Below are 11,145 nucleotides of genomic sequence, written 5' to 3'. Positions count from 1 at the left end.
GCCCCCGCCCGTCCCGACTGCGGTGCCCGATCTTCCGACGCCCGCGGCAGGGGAGGAGATCCTGCTCTACCGTGTCGAGGTCCCGGTCTATTCGGCGATTCCGCCGGTGGCCGAGCATCTGGCGATGACGACACTTGGCACTTTCCATGAACGGCGAGGCGAACAGAGCCTCTTGTCAAACACCGAACTCTCTCCGGTCTGGGGCCGTATCTTCGGCCAGGACGCGAAGATGGGCTGGTCGGGAACGGTTTCGCCGTCGTTCGACGGCACCTTGTTCGGGTTCCAGGGCGGCTTCGACGTGTTTGGCCAGGAAACCGCTTCAGGTGGCGTCGATCGTGCCGGCCTGTTCATCGCCTATGCCAGCATGAACGGCGATGTGCGCGGCCAGGCGCTGGGGCAGAACGATCTGGGCGTCGGCGACATCGATCTCGGCGGCACCAGCGTCGGCGGCTACTGGACCCGTATCGGTCCCGGGGGCTGGTACCTGGACGGCGTCGTCATGGCCACTTTTTTCAGCGGCGATGCGACCTCGACCCGAGACATCGGCATCGATGTCAAGGGAACCGGCGTCACCGCTTCGCTGGAAGGGGGCTACCCGATCGCGCTGGCGCAAGGCTGGACGCTCGAACCGCAGGCGCAACTGATTTGGCAGCATCTATCGCTCGACGATGCCGAGGATCGCTTCGCGTCGGTTTCCTTCGATCTCGACGACAACGTCACCGGGCGCCTCGGCCTGCGCCTGCAGGGCGAGACGACATTGAACGGCACCGCGCTGCAACCTTACCTCAAGGCCAATCTCTGGCACGGTTTCGGTGGCACGGATCACGTCAACTTCGGCACCACCGACATCTCGACCGAAAGCCGCTCGACCTCGTTCGAATTCGGCGCCGGCGTGACCGCCAAGGTGACGGACAAGGTCAGCCTCTTCGCCACCGGCGACTACACCACCAATCTCGGCGGCGACAAGCGGCGCATCCTCGAGGGCAATCTCGGCGTCAGCATCAAGTGGTGAGACGCGCTGTTTTCGTGCGCAAAGTCGGCGCCGCCCCTCATCCGCCGGCAGGCAGGTGAGGGGCAGCGCTAACGCTGTGCGTTGAGCGAATCCCCCTTGTTCAATTCCCTGAACGCATCGCCACTGTGGCGATGCCGGCGCCAACCAGCAGCGTGCCGCCGGTGCGGTTGAAGACGCGGATCGCCCTGGGGTTGCGCACAAGGTTGCGCGCTCGCGACGCGATCAGCGCGTAGCCGAAGGCGTTGGAGAAGGCGAGCGCCAGGAAGGTCGTCTCGAAGATCAGCATCTGCGTCCAGAAATCGGCGTGCCGGTCCAGAAACTGCGGCAGGAAAGCGACGAAGAAGGTGATGCTTTTCGGGTTGAGCGCGGTGACCAGCCAGGCATGCCCCATCATCCTGGCGGAGGACACGGCATCGGTGCGCGGCTCGGCCTTGAGCGCGCCGCCGGCCCGGAACAGTTTTACGCCGAGATAGACCAGATAGGCAGCGCCGATCAGCTTCAGGATCGTGAAGATGGTGGCCGAAGCTGCCAGCAGGGCGCCGATGCCCAGCATGGACAAGGTCATCGCCGTGAAGTCGCCCAGCGCCACACCGACAGCCATCGGCAGTGCGGTGCGCCATCCCTGGCCGAGGGCATAGGACACGACCAGAAGGATGGTCGGTCCCGGAATGACTAGGAGGATGGTCGACGCGGCAGCGAAGGCGGCCCAGTTTTCGAAGGACATGCTCGTCTCCTTTGAGCTCAAAGAAGAGGATAAATCCTTCGGTCCAGGAGAATGTAAAGCGGTTTGTTTCCGGGCAATACCGGACGGAGAACCGCCGCACATTTTCCTGGAACTGCCGGCTCCAATTCCGCCATGGCAGCTAGGCGTCAGTTCGCGCCGCCCAGCATGGCCACGATATCGGCAAGGCTGACATTGGCACCGAGAACTGTCGCGGCGGCGACAATGGCCGCGGCAAAAGCTTGATGTCGGTTTTTAAGGTCTTGCACATGGAGCCCCTCCGGTCACCAGGAGAGGTAGGAAGCACTGGCGCCGGGATTATGATCCGAGCGAGGTGATTTTGCGCAGGCAGCGCTGGTTCGCAGCCGACAGGAAGGGCGCAACGGCGCCCAGCCTGCCCGCAAATGCAGGCAGCGCAAGGCCTTCACGCTTTATCAACCATGAATGATGAAAATGCTCGTCATCCGGCCGGACCGTGCTTCCTGCCGACAGCGTAGGGTTTGGGTACATGCGTGAGTTGCCGCAAGGTCTGACGCCGCCGCGAAACGGCGACGCAATCGAAACCGATAGTCCTCTCTCTCGCCGCGCCATTTTATCCGGGGCAGGGGCATTGGCCCTGCTTGGCGCCGCCGGCTGCTCGACTTCGGGCGGCGGCCTGCCGGCGCTCGAGCTCGACGACACGGTCACCGGCTCTGTGCGGCCGATCCGGCCGAGCATCAGCGTCGACAAGAACATCACCAGCCCCGACCTGATGTACGCGTCCCTGAGCGACGGCGGCTTCAACGTGCCCGAGGTGCCCTACCTCAAGATCAAGCCGGAATTCCGCCGCCAGATCGTCGTCGACCAGACGGGCGAAGCGCCCGGCACCATCGTCGTTCATCTCAATGAGCGCATGCTCTACCTCGTCCAGCCGGGGGGCGACGCCATCCGCTACGGGGTCGGCATCGGCAAGGACGGCTTCCGCTGGTCCGGCCGCGCCAACATCCAGTACGGACGGGAATGGCCGACCTGGACCCCGCCGCCGGAAATGATCGCCCGCAAGCCGGAATTGGTAAAATGGCAGGGCGGCCAGCCCGGCGGCCTCACCAACCCGCTCGGGGCGCGCGCTCTCTACATCTATCAGGACGGCAAGGACACCGGCTACCGCATCCATGGCTCGCCCGAATGGTGGAGCATCGGCCAGGCCATGTCGTCGGGCTGTGTGCGCCTGATCAACCAGGACATCATCGACCTCTACAGCCGCGTTTCCAAGAAGAACCCGGTCGTCGTCGTCTAGCTCAAGCCTCACCTCGCGGCCGCTGGCGCGGCCGGTCGTTTCTGCCGTTGCGCTATGGCCAAAGACAGGCGAAGGTGCCTGAAATTCAATCGCCCGGGAGAATTTCACCAATGGCCGGAACTTTCGTCATCGCGCAGGGCGGCGGCCCGACGGCCGTCATCAACCAGACCGTGGTCGGGGCGACGCTGGAGATCCGCAAGCGGCATCCCGGCGCCAAGGTCCTGGGCTCCATCCACGGCGTGCGCGGTATCCGCGACGGCAATTATGTCGACCTCTCCGCCGTCCCGGAAGACCGCCTGCGGCTGATCGCCGGAACGCCGAGCGCGGCCCTTGGCTCGACGCGCGACAAACCGGATGCAGCCTATTGCGAGGTCGTCCTCGACGGCCTGAAGAAGGCCGGCGCGGATGCCTTCATCTATATCGGCGGCAATGACACGTCGGGCACGCAGCAGATCCTGACCGATGCCGCCGGCGGCAAGATCGCGTTCGTGCATGCGCCCAAGACCATCGACAATGATCTCGAGGAGAACGACCACACGCCGGGTTTCATCTCGGCGGCCGAGTTCGTCGCCGGCGCTTTCCTGTCCGTCGATCTCGATTTTCGCGCTCTGCCCGGCATCTATGTCGGCATCGTCATGGGCCGGCACGCCGGCTTCCTCACGGCCGCGGCCGCGGCTTGGCAGCTCGATCCCGACAGTGGTCCGCATCTCGTCTACGTGCCGGAGCGGCCGTTCTCGGCCACAGCCTTCATCGAGGACGTGCGCGCCACGCTCGACCGCCACAAGCGCTGCATCGTCGCCGTTTCGGAAGGGGTGAGCACCGCCGACGGCAAGGCGCTGGTTGAAAGCCTGGTCCCGCCCGAGAAGCTGGAGCGCGACCAGCATGGCAACGTCAAGCTATCGGGCAGCGACCTGCCGGCGGCACTCGAGCGGGCGCTCGCCGAAGGGCTGCCGGGCAAGCGCGCCCGCGTCGATGCGCTGGGCTACATGCCGCGCGGCTATGTCGGCGCCATCAGCGCCGTCGACGCGCAGGAGGCGTTCGACGCGGGAGCTTTCGCGGTCACCGTGGCCGAACAGGGCGGCGGCTCCGTGGCGCTGCAATATGACGGCACCAAAACCGTGCTGAAGAAGGTGCCGCTGAAGAACGTGGCCGGCAAGACCCGTCACATGCCCGAGAACTTCATGAAGCCGGACGCCAACCATCTGTCCGACGCCGGCATGGCTTACCTGAAGCGGCTGGTGCCGGAAAAATACAAGGTCGGAAAGCCCTTCGTCTGATGTCGGGACCATACTTGATTCCAGGATCACACCTGATGCGAGGCTCACAGCTGATGCCGGGCCGCTTCTGATGGAGAACTGGTTCAGCAGGAGCATCGTCGACGAGAAGACGACGATGCTGACCGAGCCGTTCGTGCATGACTATGTGCGCGCCAACATCTGGCATCTCACCGGCCGCGACGCCGACCTTTTGGTCGATACCGGCATGGGCATCTGCCCGCTGGCGCCGGAGATCGAAACCCGGGCCGGCAAACCGCTCATCGTCGTCGCCACCCACATCCATCTCGATCATGTCGGCTCGCTGCATGAATTCGCGCTGCGCGCGGGACCCAGGGTGAGTGCCGCGCAGTTCGAGAACATGGATGAGGCGGCGACCTACGCCTACATGTTCCACGACCTCGACGGCGCCGTCTCGCGACTGCCGGCACCGGGCTGGAAGGCTGCGGATTACAAGATCCCGCCAGCGCCGCTGACGCGCACCCTCGACGAGGGTGATGTCGTCGATCTCGGCGACCGCCGCTTCCGCGTGCTGCATCTGCCCGGGCATTCGCCGGATTCGATCGCGCTGTTCGACGAAGCAGACGGCCTGTTCTTCAGCGGCGACGCCATCTATGACGACCGGCTGATCGACGACCTGCCAGACTCCGACAAGTCGGCCTATTGCCTCACCATGCGGCGTCTGCTCGACCTGCCGATCCGCATCGGCCATGGCGGTCACGGCCCGAGTTTCGACGGCGAGCGCATGCGCGAGATCGCCTCGGCCTATCTCAGCCGAGCGGCTGGTCCATAAGCCGGCTCTAAAATTAAATCTTCGTAAGGTCGCCCGAAAACCCTAAATCGGGCCAATCCGCGCCCTAGATGCTGGTTTGTCGATCCGGCCGGCTGCCATGCGCGGCGAGACAGGCAATCCGGCTGTCGACAGCCGACGGGTGTTTTCCCCCGAACCATCCGCGGCCCAGGTTCAACTCTCGCCCGGACAGAACGACCATGTCACCCATAAGCATTCTTCGTAGACATCGCGTCGCGGCCCTGCTGGGCGCTGCGCTGATCATCTCTCCCATCGTGGCCTCCTTCGCCGAAAGCCCGAACGAGGTCCACAACGCCGTCGGTACGACACAGACCCCCGTAGCCGGCGTAGCGGCCCCGAACGGCTCCTTTGCCCCCATCGTGGCAGCCGACAAGCCGGCCGTGGTGACGGTTACGACCGTCATGAAGGGGCAACCGGACGCCATGAGCGATGCCTCGCCCCTGGACGGCGGCGGCTCGCCTTTCGACGATTATTTCCGCCAGTTCTTCGGCGACCAGGGCATGCCCGGGCCGAAAGCGCCGCCGCAGCAGTCGCAGCGCGCCGAAGCGCTCGGATCCGGCTTTATCGTCGGCGCCGACGGCACCATCGTCACCAACAACCATGTCATCGACGGCGCGAGCTCGATCAAGGTGACGCTTGACGACGGTTCAGAGCTTCCCGCCAAGCTGGTCGGCCGCGACGCCAAGAACGACCTTGCGGTGATCAAGATCAAGGCCGACAAGCCCCTGCCGACGGTAAAATGGGGAGATTCTGATAAGTTGATGCCGGGCGATCAAGTGCTGGCCTTCGGCAATCCGTTCGGCATCGGCACCACGGTCACCTCAGGTATCGTCTCGGCGCGCGGCCGCGATCTCCACAGCGGGCCGTTCGACGATTTCATCCAGATCGATGCGCCGATCAACCACGGCAACTCTGGCGGTCCGCTGGTCGATGTGAGCGGCAACGTCGTGGGCATCAACACCGCGATCTATTCGCCGAATGGCGGCAGCGTCGGCGTTGGCTTCGCCATTCCGTCCGACCAGGCGCAAAAGGTGGTCGCCAAGCTGATGAAGGGCGGCGAAATCGAATACGGCTATCTTGGCGTCCAGATCCAGCCGGTGACCCCGGACGTTGCCAGTGCCATAGGTCTCGATCACCCCGGCGGCGCATTGGTCTCCTCGGTCACCGAGGGCTCGCCGGCGGCCGCGGCCGGCATCCAGACGGGGGACCTCATCACCGGCTTCGCCGGCCAGGAGATAAAGGATCCCAAGGACCTGTCGCGTGCCGTCGCCGATGTCTCGCCCGGCAAGAAGGAAACGCTCGACGTCTGGCGCAATGGCAAAACCATGCAGCTTTCCGTCGACGTCGGCCGCAATGGCGACGATGCGCAGACCGCGTCGGTATCTGGTGATTCCGGCGCGCCGGGAAACGGGCAGGGCGCCCGCCTGCCGGCGATCGGGCTCGGCCTGATGGACATCACGCCCGATATTCGCCAGCAGATGAACCTCCCCGACAACCAGCGTGGCGCGGTGGTCGCCGCGGTCAATCCCAACAAGGCGGCGGCGGCTTCCGGCGTCCAGCCCGGCGACATCATTATCGCCGTCAACCAGATGCCGGTGAAGAGCGCCAGGCAGGCCACGCAGGCGATCGCGCAGGCCGGCAAGTCAGGCCGCAAATCGGTGCTGCTGCTGGTGGAACGAGGCGATGCCCAGATCTATGTCGCCGTGCCCTTCGCCAATGGCTGAGACATCGCGTTGACATGAATGCAGGGATGGCGGGCTTGTCGGTCGACGAGCCCGCCCCCCGGCCGGGGATTGACGCTTCAGGCCTTGAAATTCGAACCGCAAGGTAATACCTTCGGAAGACATGGTATTACCGAGGAACGAAGATGGCGACGACCGTTACAGCGAAGGGACAAGTGACCATCCCCAAACCGGTTCGCGATCTCTTGGAGATCGTCCCGGGAAGCAAGGTCGACTTCCGGCGCGCTGCCGATGGCAGCGTGGTGCTGACCCGTGCTGACAAAAAGCAGCCGGCGAGCCGCTTCGCCAGTTTGCGAGGCCATGCCGGCGAGGGGCTCACGACCGACGCGATCATGGCGCTGACGCGTTCCGAACGGTGACGCTCGTCGACACCAACGTTCTGCTCGACGTTGTTACGGACGATCCGAGCTGGGCGGATTGGTCGGTCGCCCATCTCGAGGCAGCGAGCCTCGATGGGCCGTTGTTGATCAATGATGCGGTCTATGCCGAGCTTGCCGTCCGCTACGCACGCATCGAGGATCTGGAGGCGTTTGTCGAGGCGGCCGGTCTAGAAATGGTTCCGATGCCAAGAGCAGCCCTCTTCCTTGCCGGAAAAGCATTTACACAATATCGCAGATCGGGAGGATCCAGGACCGGCGTGTTGCCTGACTTTTTCATCGGCGCCCACGCAGCCGTCGGACGCCTTCCGCTGCTGACGCGTGATGTCGGCCGCTACCGGACTTATTTCCCTTCTGTGACGCTGATCACTCCCTGAATGGCCGTCGGATTTCGCTCCAAAGCGTGTCGCATCGAAATGGGCTCATGCGACGCGCTTTAAGCGGCGTTGCAGACCGCCGAGCGCCGTCGGTCACGCCTCGATATCAAGCGCCGAAAGCGGCTTGGAGCAGCAGGCGAGAATGAAGCCGTCCTCGATCTCGTGATCGAGGATGCCGCCATTGTGGCTCATCTCGACCTCGCCCGAGAGCTTCTTGACCTTGCAGGTTCCGCACAGGCCGAATTCGCACGCGGCGGGGATTCTGACTCCCGAGGCGCGCGCCGTCTGCAGCACCGTCTGGCCGGCGACGCATGCGGCATCGACGTCCGAAATCGAGAACCGGATCGGCGTCGCGGCTTCGACAGGAATGGCTGCGCCGTCTCCAGTCGGCGAGGCGAACGGCGCCGGGATTTCCTCCACCAGCGGCGCTGCAAAGCTCTCCTGATGGTATCTCGCCATGTCGAAGCCGGCGGCTTCGAGCATGCCGCGCACGGCACGCATGAAGGGGTCGGGGCCGCAGCAGAAGATTTCGCGCTCTCGGAAATCGGGCGCCAAAAGCGGCAGCCGGATGGCGTCGATGCGGCCCATATGGCCGAACCAGCCTTCCCGGCTCGACCGCTCCTCGATCATGAAACCGAGCGACAGGCCGGGCATGCGGCTGCCGAGCAATTCCAGCTCCTTGCGGAAGATGATCTCTTCGGGGCGGCGGGCGCAGTTGACGAAGCCGACATCGGTCCATGGCGCGCAGTCATTCAGCCAGCGCAGCATCGACATCATCGGCGTCACGCCGGAGCCGGCCGAGATGAACAGATATTTGGCCGCCGGGTGGCTGTGCAGCGAAAAGTCTCCGGCCGGCCCATACGCCTTGACGTGCGAACCAGGCCTCAAATGGTCGAACATCCAGCGTGTGCCGGTGCTGCCGGCCTGCGCCTTCACCGTCACCGCGATCGAGAATGGCCGTGAAGGCGAAGACGACAGCGTGTAGGTGCGCATCAGCAACCCATCCGCTGTCGGCAGTTCCAGCGTCACGAACTGGCCCGGCTTGTAGCGGAACCAGGTCTGGTTGTCGGAGCGGAAGGTGAAGGTCTTTACATCAGGCGCCTCGTCGCTCACGCCGATCACTTCCAGCACCTGGAGCCTGTCGTTCCAGGGCGCCATCTGATCGAGATGGCGATAGAGGCCGAGATCCGTCATCGCATTCATCCCTTACCTCTCAAGCAACGCTGCGCAGGGCCGGCCGGCCGTCTTCGGCGAGGCGCGGACCGATGAAACGCGCGTACCAGTCGACGAACTGGATGACGCCGCCTTCGTGCAGTTCGGAATAGGGGCCGGGTTCATAGGCCGGCGACAGGATGCCGAAGGCGTTTTCCTCGACGATGCGACGATCCTGGCCGTTGGTCTCGGTCCAGACATGGGTGAGTTCGGCAAGGTCGTAGTCGACGCCCTCGACCGCGTCCCTGTGAACCAGCCATTTGGTCGTCACCGCGGTCTCGGTGGCGCTGATCGGCAGCACGCGGAACGTGACGGCGTGGTCGCCAAGGATGTGGTTCCAGGTCGTCGGATAGTGATAGAGCAGCAAGGAGCCGATGCGGTCGGTGGCAACGCCGTCGGACAGGTTCTTCTTGACCGCGCGTTTTCCCGTCATCGTATAACTGACGGCATCGCGCAGCAGCGGCGCGCGGGTGGCACGGTACTGTCCGGCCGGGTCGATGCGGAACCTGCTCGGCAGGCCGGCCGCCTCGCACTTGGCCCAGTGCGACAGCATCTCCGGGTCGCTGTCGGCGTCTTGCACGCCAGTCACGGTCGGCGCCTCCGGGAAGGTCTTGCAGAGCTCCGGATGGTTGCCGGCGCAATGATAGCATTCGCGGTTGTTTTCCCAGACCAGCTTCCAATTGCCCTTCTCGACGATGGTGCTCTCGAAGGCGACCTTTGCTTCGCGCAGCCGATGCGGCAGCAAATAGGGTTCGATCATCGTCCGCATCGGCGCGAAATCCGCCGGCTCGTCGGCGAGGCAAATGAAGATGTAGCCGCCGACGCTTTCGCAGGCGACCGGCTTCAGGCCGAACTGGCTCTTGTCGAAACCCTCGGCCATCTGCCTGGCGAACAGCAGCCTGCCGTCCAGTTCATAGGTCCACTGATGGTAGGGGCAGACGAGCTTCGCCGCCGTGCCCTTGTCTGTGTTGCAGACGCGGCTGCCGCGATGGCGGCAAGAATTGTGGAAGGCGTTGATGTTGCCCTTCTGGTCGCGCACCAGCACCACAGGATAGTCGCCGATCTGCACGGTGATGAAGCTGCCGGGCCGGGGCAGTTCGCAATCATGGCCGATGAACAGCCAGTCGCGGTACCAGATCAGCTCCATGTCGAGCTTGAAGTAGTCGGGATCGGTATAGAAGGGCTGCTCGAGCGAGAAGCCGTCCCTGCGGCCTTGCAGCCGTTTCAGCATGTCGTTGCGCGCATCCATGTCCTGTCCTCGCATTGAAGTCCTGTCCTCGCATCGAAGGACTGAACGGAGGGGAGAGAGGAAGGATCAAGCCGCGCGCCGGCTTGCGCCGGACATGCACCATCCGCCTCTTGACCGCCCGCCGCGATCAGTCGAGTCCAACATCTCGGGCTGGTTTCCGGGCTCTGGAGCTGTCCTTGCGGACTGTCGCGACACCTTCCCAGGCCTTTGCCCAGTGGTCTCCCGTTGCGACCTGAACTCCACCACCGTTGCGGGGGCAGCGCCGGATTCTGACCGGCTTCCCAATTCTCCGCCTCGTCGTCACGCGGCGGCACCTGAGATGGCAGGATCTAACCATGATCGCCGACTTGTCGTCGGCATGAAAACGACATCGCATCCATGCCGCGCGACACGCACTGAAAACGGTGCGGCCGTCGTTGAAGGGGCAGAAAGGCTCAGATCGCCGCCTGGGATTCCGACTCGTGGCGGAGCCAAAAAAAGGTTAACGGTTTCGAAAAGTGACTATTAGCGTCCCCTAAAATCGAACCGAACGGTTCGTTTCTGTTGACGATGCGTGCAGGACGGTGTGAACACTGGGCCTTCGACACAGTTGGTGATCGCACAGCCTGTTTGCATAACTAATTGATAATAAATGGCAAAAAACGAATATTGAAGGCTCTGGCACAATTTCAAGTGGTGGAAACTTGGTCCACACGGAAAAACTTCGTGATTGGAAATGGCGGTATGGCTTTCCCACATCGGGGCTGTCCGAACGACGCGATTTCCTCCCAAGACACGCCGCTAGACGGACGGAAAAATACTGGAGTATCAAAAAATGAAAAAGATCATTCTCACTGCCGCCGCCCTTCTGGCTGTTTCCGGCAGCGCCTTCGCTAATAGCGACCATTATGGTTCGAATGCCCCTGCGGCCACCGCCGTCGACAGCTCGTACACCGCTTCGACCAAGAAGTCGGAACCGGCTGCCCAGACGCCTGTCCAGGGTGCCGATCGCAACCTCTTCGGCAACAACTAACAGTGGATCTCCAGTTGACGGCGGGCCTTCCGCCGTCCTGGCGAAATTTGAGAATTCAGGAGACTTGAAATGAAGAAGATCG

The 11,145-nt window shown here is 63.5% G+C and carries 11 protein-coding genes and 1 riboswitch; of the genes, 8 read left to right on the top strand and 3 right to left on the bottom strand.

The features are described 5' to 3' along the window. Nucleotides 1-1,012: autotransporter outer membrane beta-barrel domain-containing protein (locus FJ426_RS31060; protein ID WP_140825703.1), on the top strand; the 1,012-nt coding region annotated here is incomplete at its 5' end. 100 nt (nucleotides 1,013-1,112) lie between these two features. Here the strand turns inward: FJ426_RS31060 and FJ426_RS31055 are convergent. Further along, a complete protein-coding gene (locus tag FJ426_RS31055) occupies nucleotides 1,113-1,736 on the bottom strand; it encodes a LysE family translocator (protein ID WP_140559807.1) in 624 nt (207 codons plus the stop codon). A gap of 505 nt (nucleotides 1,737-2,241) precedes the next feature. Between FJ426_RS31055 and FJ426_RS31045 the strand changes: the two genes are divergently transcribed. The 6 genes from FJ426_RS31045 (at nucleotide 2,242) to FJ426_RS31020 (ending at nucleotide 7,590) form a co-directional block, all read left to right on the top strand. Further along, entirely contained in the window at nucleotides 2,242-3,009 is a 768-nt protein-coding gene (locus FJ426_RS31045) for a L,D-transpeptidase (protein ID WP_140559806.1), read from the top strand. A gap of 110 nt (nucleotides 3,010-3,119) precedes the next feature. Continuing rightward, the gene (locus FJ426_RS31040) at nucleotides 3,120-4,286 is read left to right on the top strand and encodes a diphosphate--fructose-6-phosphate 1-phosphotransferase (RefSeq protein WP_140501237.1); all 1,167 of its coding nucleotides are present in this window, start codon (nucleotides 3,120-3,122) and stop codon (nucleotides 4,284-4,286) included. A gap of 70 nt (nucleotides 4,287-4,356) precedes the next feature. Next, nucleotides 4,357-5,076 carry an MBL fold metallo-hydrolase gene (locus FJ426_RS31035; protein WP_140501235.1) on the top strand — a complete coding sequence of 240 codons (720 nt, stop codon included), beginning with the start codon at nucleotides 4,357-4,359 and terminating at the stop codon, nucleotides 5,074-5,076. A 197-nt stretch (nucleotides 5,077-5,273) separates the two neighbouring features. Beyond that, complete coding sequence (locus FJ426_RS31030; RefSeq protein ID WP_140558907.1) at nucleotides 5,274-6,818, top strand: DegQ family serine endoprotease; 1,545 nt, start codon at nucleotides 5,274-5,276, stop codon at nucleotides 6,816-6,818. Between the two features lie 143 nt (nucleotides 6,819-6,961). Continuing rightward, nucleotides 6,962-7,195: an AbrB/MazE/SpoVT family DNA-binding domain-containing protein gene (locus FJ426_RS31025; RefSeq protein WP_140559805.1), complete on the top strand. Its 234-nt coding sequence runs from the start codon at nucleotides 6,962-6,964 to the stop codon at nucleotides 7,193-7,195. Further along, complete coding sequence (locus FJ426_RS31020) at nucleotides 7,192-7,590, top strand: type II toxin-antitoxin system VapC family toxin (protein WP_140501230.1); 399 nt, start codon at nucleotides 7,192-7,194, stop codon at nucleotides 7,588-7,590. The genes FJ426_RS31025 and FJ426_RS31020 overlap by 4 nt, the downstream gene beginning before the upstream one ends. A 93-nt stretch (nucleotides 7,591-7,683) precedes the next feature. Here the strand turns inward: FJ426_RS31020 and FJ426_RS31015 are convergent, their stop codons facing one another. After that, nucleotides 7,684-8,784: a hybrid-cluster NAD(P)-dependent oxidoreductase gene (locus FJ426_RS31015; protein WP_140501228.1), complete on the bottom strand. Its 1,101-nt coding sequence runs from the start codon at nucleotides 8,782-8,784 to the stop codon at nucleotides 7,684-7,686. Nucleotides 8,785-8,803: 19 nt separating this feature from the next. After that, entirely contained in the window at nucleotides 8,804-10,051 is a 1,248-nt protein-coding gene (locus FJ426_RS31010; protein WP_140517785.1) for an aromatic ring-hydroxylating dioxygenase subunit alpha, read from the bottom strand. A 130-nt stretch (nucleotides 10,052-10,181) separates the two neighbouring features. Continuing rightward, nucleotides 10,182-10,384, bottom strand: a riboswitch (cobalamin riboswitch). Nucleotides 10,385-10,865: 481 nt separating this feature from the next. Here FJ426_RS31010 and FJ426_RS31005 point away from each other — a divergent pair. Then, nucleotides 10,866-11,063: a DUF680 domain-containing protein gene (locus FJ426_RS31005; protein ID WP_140584677.1), complete on the top strand. Its 198-nt coding sequence runs from the start codon at nucleotides 10,866-10,868 to the stop codon at nucleotides 11,061-11,063. Nucleotides 11,064-11,145 lie beyond the last annotated feature (82 nt).

The sequence above is a fragment of the Mesorhizobium sp. B2-6-4 genome (genome assembly GCF_006441495.1).
Lineage (GTDB): Bacteria > Pseudomonadota > Alphaproteobacteria > Rhizobiales > Rhizobiaceae > Mesorhizobium.
The sequence above is the reverse complement of the archived record's forward strand: the minus strand, read 5'-3'. Positions and strand labels throughout refer to the sequence as shown.

Excerpts from the sequence above, each read along its gene's own strand:
- FJ426_RS31055 (WP_140559807.1), bottom strand. The coding sequence starts at position 1,736 with ATGTCCTTCGAAAACTGGGCCGCCTTCGCTGCCGCGTCGACCATCCTC.
- FJ426_RS31045 (WP_140559806.1), top strand. The coding sequence starts at position 2,242 with ATGCGTGAGTTGCCGCAAGGTCTGACGCCGCCGCGAAACGGCGACGCA.
- FJ426_RS31040 (WP_140501237.1), top strand. The coding sequence starts at position 3,120 with ATGGCCGGAACTTTCGTCATCGCGCAGGGCGGCGGCCCGACGGCCGTC.
- FJ426_RS31035 (WP_140501235.1), top strand. The coding sequence starts at position 4,357 with ATGGAGAACTGGTTCAGCAGGAGCATCGTCGACGAGAAGACGACGATG.
- FJ426_RS31030 (WP_140558907.1), top strand. The coding sequence starts at position 5,274 with ATGTCACCCATAAGCATTCTTCGTAGACATCGCGTCGCGGCCCTGCTG.
- FJ426_RS31025 (WP_140559805.1), top strand. The coding sequence starts at position 6,962 with ATGGCGACGACCGTTACAGCGAAGGGACAAGTGACCATCCCCAAACCG.
- FJ426_RS31015 (WP_140501228.1), bottom strand. The coding sequence starts at position 8,784 with ATGACGGATCTCGGCCTCTATCGCCATCTCGATCAGATGGCGCCCTGG.
- FJ426_RS31010 (WP_140517785.1), bottom strand. The coding sequence starts at position 10,051 with ATGGATGCGCGCAACGACATGCTGAAACGGCTGCAAGGCCGCAGGGAC.
- FJ426_RS31005 (WP_140584677.1), top strand. The coding sequence starts at position 10,866 with ATGAAAAAGATCATTCTCACTGCCGCCGCCCTTCTGGCTGTTTCCGGC.